Annotated in this window: 21 protein-coding genes; 8 read left to right on the top strand and 13 right to left on the bottom strand. The window is 44.4% G+C overall.

Annotated elements, in window-relative coordinates; genetic code table 11:
* The first annotated feature begins 15 nt into the window (after positions 1–15).
* From tssM to AC6R16_RS11320, 4 genes are all read left to right on the top strand, one after another.
* Positions 16–3,558, top strand: coding sequence for a type VI secretion system membrane subunit TssM (gene tssM / locus AC6R16_RS11305; RefSeq protein ID WP_500674407.1), 3,543 nt, complete (start codon positions 16–18; stop codon positions 3,556–3,558).
* A 51-nt stretch (positions 3,559–3,609) separates the two neighbouring features.
* Positions 3,610–4,866, top strand: coding sequence for a type VI secretion system ImpA family N-terminal domain-containing protein (locus AC6R16_RS11310; RefSeq protein WP_500674408.1), 1,257 nt, complete (start codon positions 3,610–3,612; stop codon positions 4,864–4,866).
* A 125-nt stretch (positions 4,867–4,991) separates the two neighbouring features.
* Positions 4,992–5,429, top strand: a complete 438-nt coding sequence (locus AC6R16_RS11315; RefSeq protein WP_004748671.1) for a YcgN family cysteine cluster protein — start codon at positions 4,992–4,994, stop codon at positions 5,427–5,429.
* A 131-nt stretch (positions 5,430–5,560) separates the two neighbouring features.
* Entirely contained in the window at positions 5,561–7,234 is a 1,674-nt protein-coding gene (locus AC6R16_RS11320; RefSeq protein WP_500674409.1) for a mechanosensitive ion channel family protein, read from the top strand.
* A 78-nt stretch (positions 7,235–7,312) separates the two neighbouring features.
* Here the strand turns inward: AC6R16_RS11320 and AC6R16_RS11325 are convergent, their stop codons facing one another.
* The 7 genes from AC6R16_RS11325 to gap all read right to left on the bottom strand — a co-directional run bounded on the left by AC6R16_RS11325 (position 7,313) and on the right by gap (position 16,105).
* On the bottom strand, positions 7,313–9,205 hold the full coding sequence (locus AC6R16_RS11325) for a BCCT family transporter (RefSeq protein ID WP_500674410.1): 1,893 nt from the start codon (positions 9,203–9,205) through the stop codon (positions 7,313–7,315).
* A gap of 118 nt (positions 9,206–9,323) precedes the next feature.
* A complete protein-coding gene (locus AC6R16_RS11330; RefSeq protein ID WP_500640842.1) occupies positions 9,324–9,680 on the bottom strand; it encodes a hypothetical protein in 357 nt (118 codons plus the stop codon).
* A gap of 176 nt (positions 9,681–9,856) precedes the next feature.
* Positions 9,857–10,804: a ChaN family lipoprotein gene (locus AC6R16_RS11335; RefSeq protein WP_500674411.1), complete on the bottom strand. Its 948-nt coding sequence runs from the start codon at positions 10,802–10,804 to the stop codon at positions 9,857–9,859.
* 75 nt (positions 10,805–10,879) lie between these two features.
* Entirely contained in the window at positions 10,880–11,707 is an 828-nt protein-coding gene (gene rlmA / locus AC6R16_RS11340) for a 23S rRNA (guanine(745)-N(1))-methyltransferase (RefSeq protein WP_500674412.1), read from the bottom strand.
* Between the two features lie 128 nt (positions 11,708–11,835).
* Positions 11,836–13,872: a methyl-accepting chemotaxis protein gene (locus AC6R16_RS11345; RefSeq protein ID WP_500674413.1), complete on the bottom strand. Its 2,037-nt coding sequence runs from the start codon at positions 13,870–13,872 to the stop codon at positions 11,836–11,838.
* A gap of 244 nt (positions 13,873–14,116) precedes the next feature.
* Positions 14,117–15,001, bottom strand: a complete 885-nt coding sequence (locus tag AC6R16_RS11350) for a D-hexose-6-phosphate mutarotase (RefSeq protein ID WP_500674414.1) — start codon at positions 14,999–15,001, stop codon at positions 14,117–14,119.
* Between the two features lie 108 nt (positions 15,002–15,109).
* Positions 15,110–16,105, bottom strand: coding sequence for a type I glyceraldehyde-3-phosphate dehydrogenase (gap, locus tag AC6R16_RS11355; RefSeq protein WP_004748683.1), 996 nt, complete (start codon positions 16,103–16,105; stop codon positions 15,110–15,112).
* Between the two features lie 311 nt (positions 16,106–16,416).
* Here gap and msrB point away from each other — a divergent pair, with 311 nt between their 5' ends.
* On the top strand, positions 16,417–16,845 hold the full coding sequence (gene msrB, locus AC6R16_RS11360) for a peptide-methionine (R)-S-oxide reductase MsrB (RefSeq protein WP_500640837.1): 429 nt from the start codon (positions 16,417–16,419) through the stop codon (positions 16,843–16,845).
* 46 nt (positions 16,846–16,891) lie between these two features.
* On the opposite strand, the gene AC6R16_RS11365 is transcribed toward msrB, so the two are convergent.
* Positions 16,892–17,716: a DUF2989 domain-containing protein gene (locus AC6R16_RS11365; RefSeq protein ID WP_500674415.1), complete on the bottom strand. Its 825-nt coding sequence runs from the start codon at positions 17,714–17,716 to the stop codon at positions 16,892–16,894.
* A gap of 105 nt (positions 17,717–17,821) precedes the next feature.
* Here AC6R16_RS11365 and AC6R16_RS11370 point away from each other — a divergent pair, with 105 nt between their 5' ends.
* A complete protein-coding gene (locus AC6R16_RS11370) occupies positions 17,822–18,103 on the top strand; it encodes a YeaC family protein (RefSeq protein WP_500674416.1) in 282 nt (93 codons plus the stop codon).
* Between the two features lie 45 nt (positions 18,104–18,148).
* On the opposite strand, the gene AC6R16_RS11375 is transcribed toward AC6R16_RS11370, so the two are convergent.
* The 4 genes from AC6R16_RS11375 to AC6R16_RS11390 all read right to left on the bottom strand — a co-directional run bounded on the left by AC6R16_RS11375 (position 18,149) and on the right by AC6R16_RS11390 (position 21,236).
* Positions 18,149–18,658 carry a YchJ family protein gene (locus tag AC6R16_RS11375; RefSeq protein WP_500674417.1) on the bottom strand — a complete coding sequence of 170 codons (510 nt, stop codon included), beginning with the start codon at positions 18,656–18,658 and terminating at the stop codon, positions 18,149–18,151.
* An 11-nt stretch (positions 18,659–18,669) separates the two neighbouring features.
* Positions 18,670–19,887, bottom strand: coding sequence for an EAL and HDOD domain-containing protein (locus tag AC6R16_RS11380; RefSeq protein WP_500674418.1), 1,218 nt, complete (start codon positions 19,885–19,887; stop codon positions 18,670–18,672).
* An 82-nt stretch (positions 19,888–19,969) separates the two neighbouring features.
* Positions 19,970–20,698 carry a UDP-2,3-diacylglucosamine diphosphatase gene (gene lpxH / locus AC6R16_RS11385; protein WP_500674419.1) on the bottom strand — a complete coding sequence of 243 codons (729 nt, stop codon included), beginning with the start codon at positions 20,696–20,698 and terminating at the stop codon, positions 19,970–19,972.
* Positions 20,699–20,741: 43 nt separating this feature from the next.
* Positions 20,742–21,236, bottom strand: coding sequence for a peptidylprolyl isomerase (locus tag AC6R16_RS11390; RefSeq protein WP_500640832.1), 495 nt, complete (start codon positions 21,234–21,236; stop codon positions 20,742–20,744).
* Positions 21,237–21,438: 202 nt separating this feature from the next.
* Here AC6R16_RS11390 and cysS point away from each other — a divergent pair, with 202 nt between their 5' ends.
* Positions 21,439–22,821: a cysteine--tRNA ligase gene (cysS, locus tag AC6R16_RS11395; RefSeq protein WP_500674420.1), complete on the top strand. Its 1,383-nt coding sequence runs from the start codon at positions 21,439–21,441 to the stop codon at positions 22,819–22,821.
* An 81-nt stretch (positions 22,822–22,902) separates the two neighbouring features.
* The gene (locus AC6R16_RS11400) at positions 22,903–23,481 is read left to right on the top strand and encodes a thymidine kinase (RefSeq protein WP_500674421.1); all 579 of its coding nucleotides are present in this window, start codon (positions 22,903–22,905) and stop codon (positions 23,479–23,481) included.
* Positions 23,482–23,696: 215 nt separating this feature from the next.
* Here the strand turns inward: AC6R16_RS11400 and infA are convergent, their stop codons facing one another.
* A complete protein-coding gene (infA, locus tag AC6R16_RS11405; protein ID WP_001040192.1) occupies positions 23,697–23,915 on the bottom strand; it encodes a translation initiation factor IF-1 in 219 nt (72 codons plus the stop codon).
* Between the last annotated feature and the right edge of the window lie 12 nt (positions 23,916–23,927).

A 23,927-nucleotide genomic window follows, 5' to 3' on the forward strand; every position in this document is an offset into this window, starting at 1 on the left:
GCTAAGGGACTATCCATGTGGAAAAGTATCATTGGGATTGTTAAGAAATTTAAGCCGGGTATAGCAGCTGCCCTTCCTATTTTGCTGTTCACTCTATTTATACTACTCAACGTTGCCATTTGGTGGGCCGGCCCTTGGCTAGAAATCAGAGGCACCAAACCGCTTGAAACGCTGATGGCTCGTGGTATGGCGAGTGCACTATTTATCTTACTTTCTTTGTCTGGATGGGGGATTTGGCAGTGGCGCAAGCTGCAAGGTTTCAAAAGCCAGCAGAAGCGTGAAGAGCAGTTAAAGCTAGACCCGATCACGGTATATGAGGAGCGTCAGGAAGTTGAGCTCAATGACGTGATGCAAGAGATGAAGCAAAGTCTCAATACACGCAATTACCTCTATTCATTGCCTTGGTATTTGGTGCTTGGTCTTGAGAATGCGGGCAAAACGAGTTTGATCAACCGCTCTGGCCAGAACTTTGCACTTTCGTCTGTTATGCGTGCTTCTGGGCAGAAGAGCGAGAACCCTTACTCTTTTGATTGGTGGATTGGTGACGAGTCAGTATTGATCGATCCTGATGGTGAACTGCTTACTCAGGGAAATCGCAACGAAGACAATGATGGCGAACTAGAGCGTCGTTTGTGGCTTAATTTCGTTAACTGGTTAGAAAAAACGCGCAGCAGAAGACCGTTAAACGGTATTGTTCTCGCGCTTGATGTTTCACATCTAGCAACGTCAACTGCATCTGAGCGTAAAGCTTACGCGAACCTTCTGCGCGCGCGTATTCGCGAGCTGATGGAAACATTGGCAACTCGATTGCCAGTCTATATTACTTTGACCAAGCTTGATTTACTGTATGGATTTGAACCTTTCTTTAAGCATTACTCAAAGTCACAGCGTGATGAGGTGTTGGGTTTCACTTTCTCATTGGAATCGGTTGATAACTTAGATCATTGGTTAGAAGAGTTTTCGAAAGACTACGGACAGTTTGTATCAAAGATCAACGAGCTTTTCCCACATGCCGTCGCTGAGCCGCTAGAACAAGAAGAACGTGATGCCATCTATAGCTTTACGCGTCAGATGTCTGGCTTACAAGATATCCTTAAAGAGTTTTTCCAAGACGCTTTATCGAGTGATCAATTCTCTACCTCTGCATTGGTCCGTGGTGCTTATTTTACGTCGGTTTATCAGCAAGGGGTTCCAAGCAATGCATTTGGTGATTCTGCATCACGCCGATACGGCTTATCGCACGCGGTAAATAAAGCGCAAAATGCTAAAAATTCGACAGTGTATTTTACTCAACAACTGTTCAGTAACATCATCTATCCGGAAGCTGGGTTGGCTTCGGACAACTTCCGTGTTGCCAAACATAAACGCCGTTTAATGGGGCTCTCATTCACGGCTTGTATGGTGGCAACTGTGCTGTTAGTCGGCACTTGGCACCGTTATTACTTGGCCAACGTCAACCAATCAGATGCTGTATTGGCCAAAGTGAATGAGTATAAAGCTCAGTACCCGTCGAACCTTTCTTTGGCTTCCCAGAAAGACATTCTTGAGCCGTTAAACAAGATTCGACAGGCGACGTTGGAATTTGGTTTCTTCCGCGAAAAGCCTCGTTACATCTCCGATTTTGGTCTTTATCAGGGGCATACGATTGGCCCAATGGTTGAAGATACGTATCTAAATTTACTAGAGAATCGATTCTTGCCTCTGTTGATGGCTGATGTTGTTGTTGCCCTTGAGCAGGCGGACAATGAAGAAGAGAAACTCGCCGTTCTGCGTGTCTACCGAATGATGGTTGATAAGAGTGGCCGCTACAAAGACTATGTATTGGATTATTTTGGCAAATACTGGCAAAGCGCGTTTGCAGGTCAAAAACAGGTGCAGGGTGAGTTATTAGATCACTTAGATTATGCTATGCGCCACACTGATCTTGCGGGTGCAAGAGAGCAAGGTGATGAGTTCGCAGAACGGGTGATGAAACCTTACGATCGTACGATTGCCAATGTACAAGCTGAGCTAAGTACTATGCCTAACGATCAACGTGTTTATCGAAACCTTAAGTTGAATGCGCAAACGGTACTTGGTCCAGCGATCAGCATTCGTAATCTCGTTGGCCCAATCTTTGATATCGTTTTTGAAGAGCGAGTCGCGAACAGCAGTTTATATATTCCACAGATGCTGACCAAAGAAGGTTTTGAAAGTTACTTTATGCCGCGTTCAGAGTCAGTCTCTGAGCTAGCTCTGATTGATAGTTGGGTATTAGGTCAGTCGAAAACGGCGCAGTTTAGCGAAGCAGATAAACAAGTACTGCGTGAAAAGATCCGTAATTTGTATGTCGCTGACTATGTGAATACTTGGCGAGCGGCATTGAATGATATCGATATGAAGTATTTCGGTGACATTAACGATGCGGTAATGGTGTTAGAGAACCTAACCGGAAACGTTGAGCCGATGCAGCGCTTACTCAGAACGCTTGAGAACAATACTCAGGTCATCGCGGGTCTAGACCCTGATAGCGATGCAGGAGAAGAACTATTAAAGAGCGCTAAATATAAGGTGGCTTCAAGCATTCAATCTCCATTTGCTGAGTTGAATTTAATGTTGAAACCCGTGGGAGACCAACCTGCTTATATTAATGAAGTGCTCGCATCTGTCGATGAACTCAAAACATATCTAAAAGCGATTCAAGAATCACCGGATGTGGGAATGGCAGCACTTGACGCGACCAAGGCTCGAGTTAAGTTGGTCAGTGCCGATCCAATCTATACACTGAAACGAATCTCCTCTGGTTTGCCAAGACCGCTTGATAGTATGGTCGCCAAACTCGCGGATGAGAGCTGGTATGTGGTTAAGCAAGAAGCGATTAAGCACCTAGAAGTTCGTTGGTATGAGGATGTTTATAAGCCGTACTACACTAAGTTGGCGAGTCGTTATCCGTTTAATACGAAATCGAAGAAAGATGTCGCACTGGAAGATTTTGAATCCTTCTTTGCACCAAAAGGGACGCTAGATAACTTCTACAATAATCAGTTGAAAGTGTTTATCGAAGAAAACATCGCGGTTGATGAATACGATACTGCTCAATCGATCATTCGCCCAGAAGTCTTAGCGCAGATCGAACAAGCACAAAGAATTCGTCAAGCATTCTTTAATCGCAAAGGGATTTTGGACGTCAATTTCTCGGTTGAACCGCTTCAGTTAAGTGGTAATAAGCGTCGAAGTGTCCTGAACGTTGACGGCCAGTACCTGACTTACAGTCATGGTCCTCGTGAAGGTGTGGAGTTGATTTGGCCAAATACGTTGCGTGATTCTGCGGTGTCTAAGGTGACCTTAGTTCCGACTAAATCGAACTTGTCGCCTAGAAGCATTAATATAAAAGGGCCTTGGGCATTCTTCCGCTTATTAGAAGAAGGCAACGTAATGTCGGCAAGCAAGACTTCCGTTGATTATCGATTCGCCGTGGATGGTGGTGACATGATCTATCGTATCAATGCCGAATCAGATGCGAATCCATTCACTGAACGCCTATTTAAATCGTTCAAACTCTCTAAGACTCTTTATTAAAACAATCAAAGGAGCGAGGTGACTCGCTCCTTTCATCGGGACGAAGTATCTATGTCCAATACAGTTTTGCTTGACCAAGTTGTCTACCATATTACGTCTGATTCTGACTCAATCAGACACCTAGAAAGCTACCAAAAAGTTAGAGACGAAATTAATAGCCGTTTCAACCCCTTGTCTGGAGGCACCAACTGGCAAGAGGTGTACGATGCTTGTGAGCTACTTGCTAAGGGGCCGGGCGTTGATTTACTCATGAGTAGCTATCTCACTATTGCTAAACTTAAAATTGAGGGCTTGTCAGGTTATGCCAATGGCTTAGAGCTTATAATGCAAAGTTTGAGTTTGTTAGCCAAACCTGACTCTAAGTCGGCGAAAATGCGCAAAGAGGTTTTGGACTGGCTTAATAGCAAGGCCATTCCTGAACTAAAGAAAATGAAACCTTCTCAGGAGCAGCTACGCGACCTCTATCGAAGTGAAAGGGTATGTGAAAGAATTCATCACTGGATTACACTTCAACAACCAGAGGTTGAAGTAGACTTTGAAGGGGTTGGGTTTGTTTTGTTTGAACACATTGATCAAATTGAAACCCGTTATCATACCGCGATAAAGCGTCAAGAAAAGCAACGCGAGAATGATAACAAAGTGACACGAAAGCGCTATCATTGGAGTTTGGCTGCGGTGTGTATTTCGACCGCTGTCGTCAGTCTGACAAGTTTATGGCTTTACTATAATCCGAGCGTGCTCAATCAGTATCAATTCAAGCAATCAATTGAAGTGCCTGTGCTGACAGCTGGCAACCTCAACAATTATGTAGAGCATACCAAGCCTTCCAAGCTAGCTTCTATTCAATCTGAACTGGTGCCTATGTATCAATCATCGATTGAGGCAAAAACGCATGTGTCGATTGAACAACCTTATTTAAAGGCTATTGAACAGTTAAACGTATTGCAGAAGCTTTATCAGGGGGATGACCAAGTCATTCAAATTGGTCAGACGTTACATCAAGACCAACAATTGGCGCTTGAACAGGCCGATGAGTTTGTTGCTCGGTTTGGTGAAATTCGAACTAAGATGGCGAATATTGCGCTGCTTGCTAAAAAGCGCCGTTGGACTCAGGTCGCCAATGAAACCAAATCGTTAGAGGAATTTGCAGTTAGTTTGTCGCCTATTTATGGTCGTGTTGGTTACGTAGAAAACTTGATTGAGAAGAAGCAGTACCAACAAGCACATGAAGAATTTGAAGAGCTAAAAAGACGCCTTAACAATTTGAGCTGGAAAGTTGCTCAGTTAAATCAGATGCTTGAAGAGTAAGGACTGTTTTGAGCTTATTTTAATCGGGGAACCCCTTGTAGAATCACTTGCACTTTGGATAAAGGATCTATATAAATTCGGCTTTCCTTTTTCCACACTGATATTTGAACACTTGGGGTTACCACATGACGCAATTTTGGCAGCAAAAAGCTCTCGAAGAGATGACCGAAGACGAATGGGAATCGCTTTGTGACGGTTGTGGTAAATGTTGTCTTCACAAACTGATGGATGAGGACAGCGACGAGATCTATTACACCAACGTTGCATGTAGTTGGCTAAACAGCAAAACATGCTCGTGTAAGGATTACCCAAATCGTTTTACCTCAGGTGAGGAGTGCACCAAGTTAACTCGTGATGATATCGATGACTTCACTTGGTTACCGCACACCTGTGCTTACCGCTTGCTTGCGGAAAAGCAGCCTTTGCCAGAGTGGCACCCACTCATTACAGGCTCAAAGTCAGCCATGCATGCCGCTGGTGAGAGTGTTCGCAACAAAGTGGTATACGAAATTGATGTAGTGGATTGGGAAGATCACATCCTCAATCACCCAAATCGAGCTTAGATTCAAACAGTCGCCATTGGCGGCTGTTTTTGTATTTGCGCCTAGTTAACACTCAATATGCATTTTGTGGTGTACAATTAAGAGCATCAATATAATAAACAAAGACTTGTATTCATTCTTTTGAGGTCATCATGGACTTAATGTCTTGTAAAACCCTACGAGCATTTGCGGTGGGGCTAGTTATCTCTCTTGGCTTTCTTTTTGGCACTGGCGCATACGCTTCGCAAGAGGGCGATCAGCTTTCTAAGCAGGAAAGAGAAATTGCAAATATCACGAGTGAGTTTACCGAGTTAGTCGATTCGATCGAAACCGCAACGGGTGGGGAAAAAGATGCCCTTCAGCTTAAGCTTTTCCAAAAAAATGAAAGCTTAAGAGCGGCACTTCAAGCGGCGGTAAGAAAAGGAACCATTCCAACAGACAAGCTTGTTGCGCACATTAAGATGCAGCAGACCTATGTTAATGGTGCCATGTCCTATCTCGAAGAAAAGATTAAGCTTTTGAATGCTGAAATTGACTCAGCACAAAGTGAAGAGAAGCTAGCCTTATTGAATGACTTCCAAGAACTACAACATTACTTCGATAATGTTATGGAATCTGCTTGGGAAAACATTGAGTGGTTAAACAAGCTTGGTCAGGACGAGTCGATTGCTCAAGCTCAGTTTAAAGATTCATTAAACAAGCGACTGCGCTTGACGTCCGCATCGGTAGAATACTTTAACCAACAAATCAGCGTTATTGGACGTCAGTTAGCCGTAAGCCCAGAATCGGAACTTGCTACTTTACAGCTAGGCCAACTGATTGTTCAGCAGCGTATGAACATTACGGTTGATAGCCTCAATTCTTTGATTTCTATCGCGGATCAAGTAGGGCTAGATACAGCAGAGTACAAGCGCCTAATCTTTGAGGTGACGGGAAGTATCACTCAAGACCTGCTTGAGGGCAGAGTCATCCTCTCTGTCATTTCGCATTGGTCTGACAAACTTTGGGATTGGGTAGCAAATAACGCCCCTCAGCATGTTTTTCACCTATTTATATTTGTCCTGATTATCTTCTCGACCAGCTTGATAGCTAAGCTGGTGCGAAAAATTACCAGCAAAACAGTGGTGTCAAAGAACCTTAAATTGTCCCAATTGATGCAAGACTTTTTTATTGGCATGTCGGGCAATATTGTATGGGTCATCGGTATTTTAGTTGGCTTGTCGCAGATAGGCTTGAACCTTGCCCCTGTTTTGACGGGTTTTGGTATCGCAGGTGTGATTATTGGTTTTGCGCTGCAAGATACCTTATCTAACTTTGCCGCCGGTATGATGTTATTGATATACAAGCCTTTTGATGTTGGTGACTTTGTCTTCGCTGGTGGCGTAGACGGTAAAGTTAGCCATATGAGCTTAGTGAACACCACGATCAAGACCTTCGATAACCAGATCATTATTATTCCTAACGGTAAGATATGGGGAGATGTGATTAAGAATGTGACCCATGAACGCGTAAGACGTGTTGATATGGTGTTTGGCATTGGCTATAGCGACGATTTGCTAAAGGCGGAAAGCATTCTTAATGAAATAGTCACCACGCACCCAGCGGTACTGCGCACTCCTGAGCCTAATATTCGTGTCCATACACTAAACACTTCTTCTGTGGACTTTATTGTTCGCCCTTGGGTCAAAACAGACGACTACTGGGATGTGTACTGGGATGTGACTAAAGAGGTAAAACTTAGATTTGATCGCGAAGGCATCTCAATTCCATTCCCGCAACAAGATGTTCATCTGCATATGGTTAAGCAGCAACAGTTAGAAGATTAAGTCGTTTCTGTTAGCAATAAATAAAAAAGCTCACCGCATGGTGAGCTTTGTCTTAGAGGAAGGAAGAGTAGGCAAGGGCTAACTAGTTGGTACAGCGGAAACTGCTTGGTTGAATTCACTACGTGCTGCTTGAGCTTGCTCTGACGCTTCTTGTTTACGGTCTTGAGCTTTAGCGACGGCATCGAGCGCTGCTTGCAGTTCAATTTGCAGCTCTTGCGGAATATGATGATCGCCGAACTCTTCGTCACCATCATGTTCAAGAGCAAAGGCGCGAATACGTTTCTTAACTTTGTGCACTTGGGCGAATGCTTCACGCTCTAATTCTGCGGCTTCTTGCGCGGCGTCACGACTGCGTTCGAATCTTGCCAGTGCAATACCTTCAGACGACCAAGGATCCATTTCGGGTAAGTCTTCAATGTTAATCGTCGGTTCAACGTAGTCCTCTTGATGGCGCAGATCTAGGCTGGTGGCGCGAACAGCTGAAATCATCAACATCACTGAAATCACCAATAAAGGTAAACCACCCACGATAGCAGCAGTTTGTAACGTGCTAAGTCCGCCTAGGAACATTAATACGGTTGGCAGGAATGATAAGGTGAATGCCCAGAACATACGGTTCCAGCGCATTGGCTCTTCGGTCACATTGTTTTGGACCACAGAAGCCAAGATGTAAGAGATGGAGTCAAAAGTCGTGGCGGTAAAGATCACACACAAGATGGTAAATACGGCAATCACTAATGTGCCCATAGGCAGAGCGCTGAGCATGGAGAAGATCGCCTTGGTGGCCCCTTCTGTATTGAGAATGCCTACAATGTCCATTTCACCAGAGAGTTGCAGTGAGAGGCCATAGTTACCGAGAATCATAAAGAAAAGGAAACAACCCAGAGAACCGAAGAAGATCGAACCTGACACCATTTGCTTGATTGTTCTACCGCGAGAGATACGCGCGACAAACAGACCCATGCTTGGCGCAAAGACGAGCCACCACGCCCAGTAGAAGATGGTCCAGTCTTGTGGGAAGTGCGTATTCTCAAAGCTACCGTATCCGCCAAAAGGTTCCGCCCAAGTTGCCATCACGAAGAAGTTAGACAGCATGCGACCGATTGAATCCAAACCAGTCTCAAGCATGAAAATGGTAGGGCCAGCGATAAGGACAAAAGCTAACAGCCCCATTGCACCCCAGAAGTTGATATTGCTGAGTACCTTGATGCCTTTTTCCATCCCCGCATAGGAGGAGTAGGCAAAAATAGCGGTACAAACTAACAACACCGCTACCTGACTTAAAGTGGATTGAGGGATGCCAAACAGAAAGTTTAACCCTTCGCCAATAAGTGGGGCGGCTAAGCCCAATGTTGTTGCTGCTCCGCCTAGTAGGCCGAAGATAAACAAAACGTCGACGATTTTACCTGCTACTCCTTTGGTGCGTTCTTCTCCGAGTACAGGCATCAATGCACTAGACACCTTAAGTACAGGCTGTTTGCGCACATAGAAGAAGTAAGCGATCGGGAGTGCAGGAATGAGGTAGATAGCCCAAGCTATAGGGCCCCAGTGGAAAATCCCATAAGTGGCTGCCCATCGAACGGCTTCTTCACTACCTGGTTCTAATTGAAAAGGTGGGGATTGATAGTAGTAGGCCCACTCGATACATCCCCAGTAAAGAATACTCGCGCCGATACCACCGCAAAACAGCATTGCCGCCCAAGACGAAGTGGCAAACTCGGGCTTTTCATCAGGGTCACCGAGCTTGATTTGACCCATATCGCTGAATACGACATAAATCATAAAGAAGAATGCCCCAAGGCCAAGTGCAAGGTAGAGGAAACCGAGTTTATCGGTCATAAAGCTTTTAGCAATTGCTATCCAGTCTGCTCCTTGCTGGGGGAACAGAATTAAAGGGAAAACAATGGCAACAAGCAGTGCGATAGCGCCGAAAAAGGTAGGCTTATCGATAAGTGAAAAGGTGTTTCGCACAGCGTAAATTCCATAACATTGAAAGCCAAAATTATGGAATGCGTATGCTATCTACGACAAATGACATCCTTTGTCGTGAGGAGAAAAGGCGTCTATTGTCGAGGTAAGTTTCAAGCAGCTAGAGGATGGCTAAGAGAATGCCTCCGACAGTTGCCGCAGCGGAAAGATATTGCCCCGCTGAATATGAACCATCTTGCTCTTCTTCAATCTTATCCGGATGATCAATACCTAGTGCGCCGTGCGCGAAAGATTCGACTTTATCACCAACGGTTTTATCTCCTTCCTTGGGGGCTTTACTCTCTTTTTCTATTTCTTGAAGCGCTGCCAACAGCGCTTTTCCTTCATCTGAAAGCGTGACTTTATTTTGTTCAACCTTAAGTGGGGCTTGACCCGCATTCGATTCGGGTGCCGTTGCTTGAGGCTTTACCTGCTGGGTTGGTGACAGCTTTGCCGCCTCCATTCCTACTGGTGTCATAATGCTCTCCTTACATCATCCTCAGACAATATATCGACCGCTTAGTTAAAAACTTGTGCAAATTATTTAAAATTTGAATCAAATATAACAAAGCATAAATCGTGCCTAATTTATAACTTTCAAGCTGTCCTTTCTCGTTTGATGGGACGTGATAGTAAGAAGAGCAATAATGGTGCCTATTTACACTCTAGTGTGTCATTTCGTTTAGACAGGTGTTTATAAGCCGCCATTCTATTTTCCATTTTTACATAACGAACAGGTGGCGCTAAGACCTCAAGTGGATAGTCTTGGCCTTCCATCTCGGTTCCTAAAGGCCAATCAGTTGGTGTGATGACGACGACATTAAGATTTGGATTGCGCTTAAGAATCGACGCTTTTGTGCCAAAGCCTTGCTCTGTATGGAATTTTCCTGCGATGTGGATGATTTGTTTATTTGGATGGTTTGCCAAGTAGTTAACGATGCTCTCCGCCATAGTTTCGTCCCAAGTGATTTGTGCGGCAAACTGTCGTTCAGTCTGCTCTGGTTTGCCATGATGCATAGAGGCCATGAACTTCTCTTTATAAGGGCTGTTGGATGTATCAATGGTGGTAGCCAACAGTTGTCGTTCAAGCGGAGTTAGCTTTTCTAGATAGCCAACACCTTGTCGCCCGATGCAGCGCACGATGGGTTTAGGGGCGTTAGCCGCAATAACATCCAATTGGTTTGCCTTGGCAAATTCAACTAAAGGGCGGTAATCACTTTCATAGTTTGGCCAAGCAGCGCCTTGTTTGATCAGTACTTGTTCACCAATCTCGTTTGCTAGATAAGAATCAACAGCGCTTTGTTTATCGCGTGAGAATTGCTCCATGGAAAGCGCGACGTCTTTGCCTTGACTAACTAATTGCTTAAGTAGATCGACTTGGAATCGATGTACGCCGGCATGCGTGTGCCATTCACCGACAAGAATGACATCGGCAGTTTTCAGTGCTTCTGGAAGCGAATCAATAGAAACGACTTGCTTTTCAGGGGTGTAGAGCTGGTAGTCGTAGTAGCTGCTAATTGCTTGTTGCTTAGGAGAAAGAGTGGTACTTGAACAAGCGGCAAGAGCAAAGCAGCTTAAAGAAGTGGCAATGAGCCTAAACATAAATGGCCTCCATTAGATTGTGCGGCAATAGTAATGGAGGCCAGAATAGAGTTCAATAAAAATGAGAATTATTATCTATTGAGTCGATTTCTTTCGATAAACGCGGATCATAAAATCAGCCTCACACTCAAAAAGTGTAGCTGACTTTAGCTTGTCACGAAGAGTGTCAGAGGCTTTCCACGCAAATGGTGTCATCTGGAGCAGATCGTAACCATCTCCATCGCTGAGCTGCATTATGTATGACAGTTTTTCTTGTTGTTCTAACTCAAAACCGGCAATGTTTTCAGCTTCTTCACTATGAAGCCTAACATCAGGGTAGATTTCTGCTCTTAACTGGTAGAGGTGGCGTCCTGCGGGGGTCACAGTGACAACAAAACCTGAATCAGCAACCACACGAGACAGCTCTTCTGCTTTGCATGGCGCATAGATACGTAATACGCCATCTAGGCTGCCATTTTCAAACGGTAGGCGATGACTTGAAGCGACCGAAAAATGGCAGTTCAAATAGCGCTTAGCGGCATAGCGAATCGCAACTTTGGAGATATCCAATCCATAGGCTTTGGATTGCGCATATTGATTGGTTAGATGGGATGCGACTTCGGTCGTGTAGTAGCCTTCACCGCAGCCAATATCAAGAAGTCGGTGCTGTGTTCCAGAAAGGATCTCAGCACATAGCTGCGCCACACGTTCTTTGAGTGGGCGATAATGATCTTTTTCTAGAAAGCGACGACGCGCCTGCATCATTTCTTTATTATCGCCAGGATCTTTGGAACGTTTGTGCTGAACAGGCATCAGATTGATATAACCTTCCTTCGCTAGGTCAAAGGAGTGATTATTCTGACAACGATATGTGCGCTCTGACAGCGTAAGATTTTCGTGGCATAAAGGGCAGGTGTAAGACATAACGGGCTCTGGTGAAAACTAACAAAGCGGAGTTTATCAGGAAGCGTAAAGCCAAACTAGCAAGCTAAGTACTGACTCGACAAAAAAGCAGCGCCTCGGCGCTGCTTATGATTGTAAAAGCTAGAAACTTAGTGAAAGAAGTCCACTTGTTGTTTCAATGATGCGGCTTGCTTAATTAAATGATCGGCGCTTTGCGTCGTCTTAGCGCTTGTCTCACGACTTTCTCGGTTCAATTCACTGATTGAATTTGCGTTAGAGGCAATCTCTTGAGAGACATTCGCCTGCTCTTCAGAAGTCGCGGCAATGGTATCCGCCTGACCTGCAATTGACTGAACCTGAGACGCAATCGTTTCAAGCGCTATGCCTGCTTCTTGAGCCTTGTCTAACACTTGATTGGCATTGACTTGGCTCTTGTTCATCATATCAACCGCATTACTGGTTGAGCCTTTAAGTTTATCAATGATAGACACCACGTCTTTCACTGATGTTTGAGTTCTATGGGCTAGAGTACGCACTTCATCAGCAACAACGGCAAATCCGCGGCCTTGTTCGCCCGCACGTGCTGCTTCGATGGCAGCATTAAGCGCCAGTAGGTTGGTTTGCTCGGCGATCTCATCGATCATTTTTGTCACGGTTTGAATCGCTTCGCTGTCAAGGTTGACCTGCTCAATCGCTTTCGCTGAGTTGTCTAACTGGTCGTTGAGTTGGGCGACATCGATACAGACAGTTTCAACAACATCGAGCCCTGATTGACTGTCTTGATTGGTCAAGCGAACATTTTCGGCAATTGCTTCCACCTGCTGAGCAACCGCTTGTGCAGAAGAGGCCATCTCTTCGATTGCCGTGGCAACTTGTTCTACCTGTTGCTGTTGAACATCAGATTGGCTTAAATTGCGCTCGGCGTCGCTAGACACGCTTTGTGAGGCAGCCTGCACAGAATCGCTGGTCGAACGGATTTCTCCTACTAAGGTGTTTAGCTGGGTTGCCATATTTGCAACCCCGTTACTGAGGTTAATAATCTCATTCTTAGACTCTTTACCAGTAGAAGGGATGTCGAGGCTAACTTCTCCTTTTGCCAGTCTCGTCATGTAGCCATTTAATACAGTCAGTGGCTTTAGATTACGATTAAGAAAAACGGTAAGGATGACGAACGTTGCGATCGCAACAATAGTGGCAATGGTAATAATGAGCTTAAGCAGTGTGTCACTTCCCTTGGTCACCTCTTTGATGAAGGTGCCGCCTAGCAATTTCCAGTTCCAGCCAGGCACCTCTGTATAGACAAGATATTTTTCCCCAACAGTGCCCTGATATTCATAAGGGTAACGAATCAAGCCACTTTTTTGCTCGAAGATTCGGTGGAACGGTTTATTGCCGTTGTAGTCAGACACTTCAATAATTGACGGGGCACTCTCGTCATGGACAGGGTGTAGCAAGTATTTACCAAGATTATCTTCTCGATTGTCGACCACAATGGTGTATCCAGTGTCTCCCCATTTGATGGACTCCAAAGACTTATAGAGATCTTGTGTCGCTTGCTCGACAGGCAGCCCAATGAAAGAAAGGCCGTTCACTTGTCCAGAGGCATTTTTGATCGGAGCGTAGTAGGTGATATAGCTTTCACCAAACAGTTTGACTTGCGCGTAGTATGGCTGGCCGTTCGTTAATTGGTTATAGCCAGGATGGTTCTTACCTAGAGTAGTACCAACAACGCGTTGCCCAGAAGGATTTTTTAAAGAAGTCGCAACGCGAATGAAATCACCGTTCAAGGGAGCAAAGATAGTGGCTACCGCGCCGGTGTCACGAGTAAAACTATCTACAAGCTTAGTATCACCAATTAAGCTCTCGCCGTATTGGGTAATATTGGGGATCGACTTACCGTTAAAATCGACGCTGTAATCCTCGACATAAACACCGGCGAGATAGCCATTTCTAAAGGTAGACTCGAGTACTTTAGCTGTATGCAAATAGGCATCAAATTGACCTGCGATAGTCATTGCCATGGCTTCTACTTCTGACTGGTGTCCTTTCAGAGTAGTATCGAGCAGTACTTTGGAAGCGTTGCGGTAAACGAGAGTCGCTGTACCCGCGAATGAAATTAGCAAACAAAGCAGTATGACCAGTTTCAACTGAAAACCGACGCTTTGATTTTTGAGTTTTTCGAACATTTCTAGTTATCCTGTCTTTAATAGACTCTTGTTATCATTGAAAAATGAATCTTTCAGCAGCAAAAAATCAGGAATAATAATAGCGATTTATGAAATATCTATAATTGATTCGTATTAATGATTTTAAAGATAACGGAGTCGAAAATGTAAAGGCTGCATGCCTAGAACGAAAAGACCGGGTAGAGAAAGAAGAAATTTCGACAGAATGGTAACGCCGCGGGTATCGCCACCCGCGACAAATCATCTACTTGGTGGAAATCTTGGTGATCAGTTGATGAGTTTCATTGGGTTGCAGTGTTTTGCCTTGTTCGATTGAAGGTGCATGTAGGGTTGACTCGACACACAGGAAAGTCTTGTAACCGTCGTCCTGCATATCTGCCATTCCTTGAGCACCTTCCGCCCACGGGTTCCACAGCACAGCGGAATTTTGGCCTTGGTTTTCAACCACGACCGAACGATTCAGCACAGGGTCTTCAACGACAATCTGTTCTGACGGTTGAGTGTAAACGCGGTCAATGGTGTCAGTCAGTTGCAGTACATCGCCACCTTGACAGATATCGCCACCTTTCAGGCTATCAATGTACTCTGCACCCATGCCCGTTGTTTTCGCTTGCTTGATGTCACCGACGGTTAAGTAAGTGTGTAGAGCGCCAGAGAATGTCCAAGGCTGGTCATCGGTATTAGCGACATCTAGGGTGACTTTAAGCTCATCGCCAATCTCAACCAGTAGATGAGCTTGGAACTGGTGAGGCCAGACTGACAGTGTTGATTCGGATGGTAGTAAACCAAGCTCAATGATTACACCATTTTCATTCTCACGATGTTCTAGTAATGTCCATTCACTATTGCGCGCAAAGCCATGAGCAGGTGCAGCGATACGGCCAAACCACGGCCAGCAAACTGGAATACCGCCACGCAGGGCCGCTTTACCATCAAAGACGGCTTGCTTGCTCATCCAGATGAGGTCTTCTTGACCTTGGGGCTTAAATGAAAGGACATGCGCACCATGAAGGGCAATACCAGCGGTCGCTTTATCATGTATTACGCGAACGACTTTCACTTGATCGATTTCTACGATTGTGACGTTATCAGAGAGAACAGTAAGGGCAGGGAGAGTGGTTAAATCCATGTTCTGTTTCCTAGTTCAATTAGAGACTCAAAATTCAGATACAAAAAAGGCGACTCGAAAGTCGCCTTTTACAAGATTCTGCGCTAAACGCTAATCTTTAAGTAGTAATTACTTAGAGATGTGTGCGATTAGGTCTAGAACTTTGTTTGAGTAACCGATTTCGTTGTCGTACCAAGATACAACTTTAACGAAGTTATCAGTTAGAGCGATACCAGCTTTAGCATCGAATACTGAAGTTTGAACTTCACCGATGAAGTCTTGAGAAACAACTTGGTCTTCAGTGTAACCTAGAACACCTTTAAGAGCGCCTTCAGATGCTGCTTTCATAGCTGCACAGATAGCTTCGTAAGATGCACCGTTCTTAAGGTTAACAGTTAGGTCAACTACAGAAACGTTAGCAGTTGGTACGCGGAAAGCCATACCAGTTAGTTTGCCGTTTAGTTCTGGAAGAACAACGCCTACAGCTTTAGCAGCACCAGTTGAAGATGGGATGATGTTCTGAGAAGCACCACGACCACCGCGCCAGTCTTTAGCAGAAGGACCGTCTACAGTTTTTTGAGTTGCTGTAGTAGCGTGAACTGTAGTCATAAGACCAGATTCGATACCGAACTCGTCGTTAAGAACTTTAGCGATAGGCGCTAGACAGTTAGTAGTACAAGAAGCGTTAGAAACGATGTCTTGACCAGCGTAAGTGTCTTGGTTAACGCCCATTACGAACATTGGAGTAGCGTCTTTTGAAGGACCAGTTAGAACAACTTTCTTCGCGCCAGCAGTGATGTGCTTACGAGCAGTCTCGTCTGTTAGGAAAAGACCAGTAGCTTCAGCTACAACGTCAACGTCGATAGCATCCCATTTTAGATCTTCTGGGTTACGCTCAGCAGTAACACGTACAGTCTTACCGTTAACGATTAGGTTACCACCTTCAACTTCAACAGTACCGTTGAAACGGCCGTGAGTTGAGTCGTACTTAAGCATGTATGCCATGTACTCTACGTCGATAAGGTCGTTAATACCTACAACTTCGATGTCGTTACGCTCTTGCGCTGCACGGAAAACGAAACGGCCGATACGGCCAAAACCGTTAATACCTACTTTGATAGTCATTATAGTTGCTCCACAACTTAATTTCTGATTAAAGATAACTGGTAGTAAAATTACAGAATCCAGTCAAAATCTGCAACAGATAATCGGACTTAACTTGTTTAAAGTCAAAAAAAAGCGTCGCTTTTTTTCACAATTAGTCTTAATTGGCGATGTTTTGAACGGAAAACTGATTTTTTCCCTAACCAGTTGACGTAAAATAGTTCAGATGTCGACAGCGATGCTGAAAGTTTAACCATCCTGTTATGGTTTCAAAGTATGTGCTACAAAAGTAATTGAGTGCAAGTTTTTCGAAAAAAAAGTCATAATTAAAAATGAGAATATGGAGATTTGTTGCTGTGGAACAAAACAAAGAAAAAATGATGAAGCCTGATGAGCACTGGCGTGAAGTGCTATCGGATGAAGAATATAGAGTGTGTCGAGAGCAAGGGACAGAAGCGCCTTTTAGCGGTAAGTTATTGCATAATAAAGAGACAGGTATTTACTCATGTACCTGTTGCCAAGCGCCTCTTTTCAGCTCTGACAATAAATACGACTCTGGGTGTGGTTGGCCGAGTTTTGATGCCCCTGCATCGAGTGAGGCTATTCGCTATTTAGAAGATCTAAGTCACGGAATGGTGCGTACAGAGATAAGATGTGCAGCCTGTGATAGTCATTTAGGTCACGTTTTCCCTGATGGACCGAAGACAACAGGTGAGAGATTCTGTGTTAACTCAGTGTCGTTAATTTTCAACAATTCATAAAAAGCGGTGATTTAATCACCGCTCTCTGTTTCATCCTTTCATTTATTTAGGATTGCTTGAATTTTGGGATCATAGCTGCGTTGAAGGTGCCACTCATGATGGCATCTTCAAACTGGTCAGCAATCTCATCGAGTTGGTCGTAAACACTTTTATTAAATCCATACAGCAGTTGAAGTTCACTTTCAGAAGCAATGGGAACCTCAAACTTTTGTGCGACCATAGTCCAGACGTAAGCCTCTTTCTTCATTCCTAATCGGTAAGTGGTGCTGGCTAGGGACTTAAACACTTCATTGTTTATGTTGCTTCGGTTGGTCAGCTCTAGGGTATGGATCAGAAGTTGACGCGTTTTCGCTTGGTCTCGGCTGGTGTAAAAGGTCGCGAGGGCGTATTGCATTTCTGCGGTTTCTAATGCTTTTGTCCCTTCAAGCTGAAGAAAGCTTCGGCGAGCCTCATCACTGCCAACTTGGCTCCACAAAAAGTAAAGAGCTTGTGGTGAGTCTGACTTCTTGAGTATCGCGACAATGCTCTCTAAATCTTCTCCGGAATGAACCAGAGCTTTAAAACGCTGCTGCTTGACGCCTTTTTGGTCTAGTGGCTGTATTTGAGAAGCCAGCTCTAAACACTTTTTGTATTCAGCGACATATTCATACTCTTTAATGCGATTGCTGTCTGATGGATTTTTTAACACTTCAAATCGATGCCATACCAAATCAGTCCTAGGAACTCGACATTGACCGTCACCCATATTTAAGCGCTCACATTGCAGAGCAGGGTTGCTTTCACACAATTGTTCAGTGTTTTTGTTGCCTTCAAAGCACCCGGCTAGGGTAACACTGAATCCTAAAAGAGTTAGTAGCTTGAATGATTTCATACTGTCGTTGCTTGTGATCCGTTACACTTATTTTTTGTTGTAATCTTGACTGAGACTGCGAGCCAGTTAAGGTGCGTTTATCGCGACTGACTTTAAGGATAGACCATGGACGCAGAGCAGTTAATTAACGCCATCACCCCTGAGGCTTATGAGCGTCTACTTTTTGCTGTAGAAACAGGCAAGTGGCCTGAGGGTACCCCACTTTCTCAAGAGCAGCGAGACTCTTGTATGCAAGCTGTGATGTTGTATCAATCTAAGCATAATGCAGAAGCGCAACATATGACAGTTGCTCAAGGTGGAGAAATTAGCTTTAAGTCGAAAGCTGAACTTAAAAAGCAGTTTCAGCAAGGGCAAGAAGACATTGTTCGAATAAATCCAAACGATTAGTTCAATAAGTAAAAAGGCAGGATTCAATCCTGCCTTTTGTTTACCTTAACCACAGCACTTTTTAAATTTCTTGCCGCTACCGCAAATACAAGGATCATTGCGGCCAACTTTCAGGCTAGCGACACGTTGTGAAAGTCTTGGGTCACCTGCTTGCTCTGGCTCTTGCTGCTGTGGGAATGCGCCGTCAATGTAGTACCAAAGCTCTTGCTCCTTGAGAAAGCGTGAGCGTTCCTCAAGACAATACTCTTGCTCATCCTGTTTAAAGTAAGCTTTAAAAGTGACAAAACCTTCATTGTCATGCTTACCTGGTTCTGTGTTCATGACTTCCAAACCACACCAATCGCTGTCTATAGAGTCGGCAATTGCTTCACGTTCTTGCTCTGCATGGCAACTAGGGTGGTAGGTATCGATCACGTAATCAACCAAGCCCTTTACGTGAGCCGAGTAACGAGAACGCATAAGTTGCTCAGGTGTTTTAGCCTTGGAATGATCGTTATGGATTGGCTCGCAGCATTCACTGTAACTCTTTGGGTTTCCGCAAGGACACGAATTCATAAAAACTCCAATTAATTCGTTTTTACAGAAAGAAGGTCTGCCGTCCATTTCACTGATGAGTCATAGCATTCACTCAAAATGATTTCATCCACACCTATTGAGTCGCAATGGCGGCGAACTTCTTCCCATTGGGCTTGTTCGTATGCTTTAGTCAGCATCAAAATTTCGCCTAGTATGCCTTCATTCTTTGTGATTGCGAGTTTTATTGACTCATCGACTGAGATTTCCTCCACTATTTGTTCTAGCGGTCTGTCCAATAAGCTATCGAGAAGAGAGAACATGCCGGTCAAAAATGCTTGGCCAGACTCAAACTTAGCGTCTAATCGTGAGGCAAGTAGCTCACAGTATCTCGCCCTTTGGATAGACAAGCCATACAAGTAGTCGGGTTTGCTATCTTGGCTCGAAGCAAGAGAAACGAGAGAGATAAACTTGCGTAGTTTGTCTTCCCCTAGGTAGACCAAAGCTTGCTTGAACGATTGGATCTTGGTTTGCACTATCGAGGACGAGTTAACGAATGTTAGCAGTTTATAAGACAGGGTAACGTCTTTGCTGATCAATGACTCAATCGAAGCGTAATCCATATCCTGCTTGGAAATTTCGGTCAGTAACTGAATAACTGTCATAAACGACGGTTCAAGTGACTTACGCGTTATCATTTCAGGTTTGCTAAAGAAGTAGCCCTGGAAATATTCAAAGCCAGCCTGTTTGGACTGCTCAAACTCTTCGTACGTTTCGACTTTTTCGGCAAGAAACTTAATGTTGGTGCCAGCTAGGCGAAGAATGAAGTTGCGCGCTTTTTCTATAGGAACTTGGCGGATATCAAACTTGATGATTGAGATATAGGGTAAGAAGGCTCGCCACTCTTTACTTGGAATAAAATCATCTAACGCGATTTTATATCCAGCGGCAGCCATCTCTTTTATTACGTCGAGCAGCTCTTTAGTCGGAGGGCAATCTTCCAAGATCTCGACGACTAGGTTATCTGCAGGGAATAGGGTCGGCACCTTATTTAACAGACTTTGATAGGGGAAGTTCACAAACCCCAATTTATCCCCGAGAGTCTCATAATGTGTTGAGAGAAAGTGATCAGACAGCAAGCGGCTTGTCGCATGTTCAGGATCGATTTCAGGAAAAGTGTTTTGCGGTCCGTCTCTAAAAAGAAGTTCATAGCCAACGGTCTGTCTTTCTTTATTGAGTATCGGTTGCCTAGCTATATAAGAGTAAGTCAAGATCTATACCACGTTCCATGTTCAAGTTGAGGAAAATTAGTCTTCGTTAAGAATGAACTAAATAACGTGAAAAATAAGTGACTTAACCTACAAAAGGTCGTTGTTGCAATTCAAACCCATTTTTATCGTACACCAAGACAGAGCCTTGTGTGTACCAGTCACCTAGCACAATTCTAGTATAGTCCGTTTCTAGAATCTGGAACGAATGCACGTTTGGTCGATGCGTATGCCCATGTATCATGAGATCAACATCGTGATGCAACATGACATTTTCGACTTCAGATTGAGTCACGTCCATAATATCGAGTGATTTAGTCTGTTTATCCGTTTTGATATCAGATTGGACCTTATTAACAATCTTCTTTTTAACGAACATTGGGATACGATTGAATACCCACTGCAACCAAGGTTGGTGAACTTTGGCACGATATTCGAGATACTTCACGTCTTGGGTGCAGAGCGTGTCCCCATGTAGGACAATAGCTTTACGCCCATAGAGGTCTATGACGGTTTCATCACCGAGTAATTTCACCCCTGTTTGACGGCTGAAACGTTTGCCGACAAGAAAATCGCGATTGCCTTGGGTGAAAAAACAAGGAATGCCTTTGTCTGTAAGGGTTTTAAATTCAGCTCGGATAGATGAAGCAAATTCCGAGCGGTCATCATCACCAATCCAAAACTCAAACAAATCGCCAAGGACGTAAAGGGCATCGGCATGGATCGCTTCTTCACGCATAAAGCGAACAAAACATTGAGTGATGTCGGGAGTAGTAGGGGAAAGGTGTAAATCAGATATAAAAAGTGTGGTCATAGTAAAATAGCAAGAGAGCGCATAACGCGCTCTCTTTTATCGATTATTCTTCGATTGTTGTACCAGTGATAAGTACATCTTCTAGTGGTACGTCTTGGTGCATGCCGTAAGAACCAGTGCTAACGCCCTTGATCTTATTAACGATGTCCATACCTTCGATCACTTCACCGAATACACAGTAACCCCAACCGTCTAGACTTTCGCTGCGGAAATCTAGGAAAGTGTTGTTGTTAACGTTGATGAAGAATTGAGAGCTTGCAGAGTGCGGCTCCATAGTACGAGCCATAGCAAGGGTGCCTACTTTGTTGCTTAGCCCATTGTTTGCTTCGTTTTTGATTGGTGCACGAGTTGGCTTCTCTTTTAGGCCAGACTCCATGCCACCACCTTGAATCATGAAACCGTCGATAACACGGTGGAATAACGTGTTGTCGTAAAAACCATCACGGCAGTACTGTAGGAAGTTTGCACTTGTTTCAGGTGCTTTCTCTTCGTTTAGTTGAATTTTGATGTCACCAAAATTTGTGTGAAGGGTGATCATGATTTTTTCCTTTAGCTGTGTTTTTGCTTTGAGCCCAAGATTCTAACTTAACTTTTCAGACATTAATACGTGAAAAGTAAGGGTTGAGACCTGAGTATAGGTGTTAATGATGGCTTTTTGCTCGAATCGGGGATTACCTAATAGAGCGTGACTTGGTATACTGAGCCACTATTTTGTTTCACCCAAATATTAGAAAGAGATCATGTTAAAGATATATAACACACTCACAAGACAGAAAGAGGAATTCAAACCAATCAATGCTGGCAAAGTTGGCATGTATGTCTGTGGGGTAACCATCTATGATCTCTGTCATATTGGTCACGGTCGTACGTTTGTTTCTTTTGACGTTGTTTCACGTTACTTACGCTACTTAGGCTATGACTTAACGTTTGTTCGTAACATCACGGACATCGACGACAAGATCATCAAGCGCGCGAATGAAAATGGCGAAACGTGTGACTCGTTGACTGAGCGCTTAATCGGTGAAATGCACGCTGATTTTGATGCTTTGAACATGAAACGTCCTGACATCGAGCCTCGTGCAACGGAATACATCGCTGAGATCATCGAACTTGTTCAAAAGCTTATCGTGCGTGGCTTTGCCTATGTTGCCGAGAATGGCGACGTTATGTTTGAAATCGCGAAATATGACGATTACGGCAAACTATCACGTCAAGACCTAGAGCAGCTACAAGCAGGCGCGCGTGTCGAGATTGAAAGTGCTAAGCGCAGCTCATTAGACTTTGTACTTTGGAAGATGTCTAAGCCAGGAGAACCAACTTGGGAATCACCATGGGGCCCAGGCCGTCCGGGTTGGCACATCGAATGTTCTGCGATGAACTCTTCGATTCTTGGTAACCACTTCGATATTCACGGTGGTGGTTCAGACCTACAGTTCCCGCACCATGAAAATGAAATTGCTCAATCATGCTGTGCGCACGGAACGGATTACGTGAACACCTGGATGCACAGTGGCATGGTTATGGTTGATCGCGAGAAAATGTCGAAATCACTCGGTAACTTCTTCACCATTCGCGATGTGCTTGGTCATTATGATCCTGAAACTGTACGTTACTTCCTGATGTCAGGTCACTACCGTAGCCAGTTGAATTACAGTGAAGAGAACCTTAACCAAGCGCGCGCATCCCTAGAACGTCTGTACACCTCTTTGCGTGGTCTTGACCTATCAACACCAGCTGCTGGTGGTGAAGAGTACGTTAAGCGTTTCACTGAAGCGATGAACGATGATTTCAACACACCGGAAGCCTACTCTGTGCTGTTTGACATGGCGCGTGAAATTAACCGCGTGAAGACAGAAGATGTTGCCACAGCAAGTGCACTAGGTTCTCTAATGCGCGAACTAGCAGATGTGATCGGTATTCTTCACCAAGATCCAGAAGCTTTCCTAAAAGGTGATTCTGGCAGCGACGACGAAGTGGCAGAAATCGAAGCACTGATTAAGCTACGTAACGACTCTCGTGCAGCCAAAGATTGGGCAAATGCGGATATGGCACGCGATAAGCTGACAGAAATGGGTATTGTTCTTGAAGATGGCCCTGAAGGCACAACGTGGCGTCGTAAGTAAGCGAGACGAATACAAATATTGAAGGGCTGTTAATTCAGCCCTTTTCTTTAAATTTTATTATTTTTATACGGGTAACAAACAGTGGCACAGATGTACTTCTATTACTCAGCAATGAATGCGGGTAAATCAACCACTCTTCTTCAGTCTTCTTTTAACTATCAAGAACGCGGCATGACCCCAGTGATTTTCACCGCCGCCTTAGATGACCGTTACGGAATTGGTAAAGTTAGCTCGCGTATTGGTTTGCAGTCAGATGCTCAGCTATTCAATGCCGAGACTAATCTGTATCAAGAGATCTCAGCGTTAAATGAAGTTGAAAAACGCCACTGTATTTTGGTTGATGAGTGCCAGTTCCTGAGTAAAGAGCAAGTGTACCAATTGACCGAAGTCGTAGATAAACTGCATATTCCTGTTCTTTGTTACGGCTTGCGCACAGACTTTCTCGGTGAGTTGTTTGAAGGGAGCAAGTACCTACTGTCTTGGGCCGATAAATTGATCGAGCTAAAAACCATTTGTCACTGCGGACGTAAAGCCAACATGGTGATTCGCACAGACGAACACGGTGTGGCGATTAAAGAGGGTGACCAAGTCGCGATTGGTGGCAATGACCGCTATGTATCCGTTTGTCGCGAGCATTACAAAGAGGCATTAGGCAAGTAGTTGGCGGATTTGCTAGCTAAATAGCCTTAATTGGTGTTACGAAACACGCATGCGCTTGTATTGGATACGTCTCAACAATTGACGGATCTGGGTGCGCGGCTTGTGTAGTCACACCGATTTAGGCGAAGCTAATAATGGAAACAAAAAAGCGAAGCCATGAGCTTCGCTTTTTTGTCTGTATTCGAATAATTCGGAATGCGCTAGGCAGTCAGAGATTAACGAGCACGGAAGACGATGCGACCTTTTGATAGATCGTATGGAGTCATCTCTACAGTTACTTTGTCACCAGTAAGAATACGGATGTAGTTCTTACGCATTTTACCAGAGATGTGAGCAGTAACTACGTGACCGTTTTCTAGCTCAACACGGAACATTGTGTTTGGTAGAGTATCAAGGACAGTGCCTTGCATCTCAATTACGTCTTCTTTAGCCATTTAATCCTCTTT

The sequence above is a fragment of the Vibrio sp. R10-SG3-ISO10 genome, assembly GCF_059834185.1.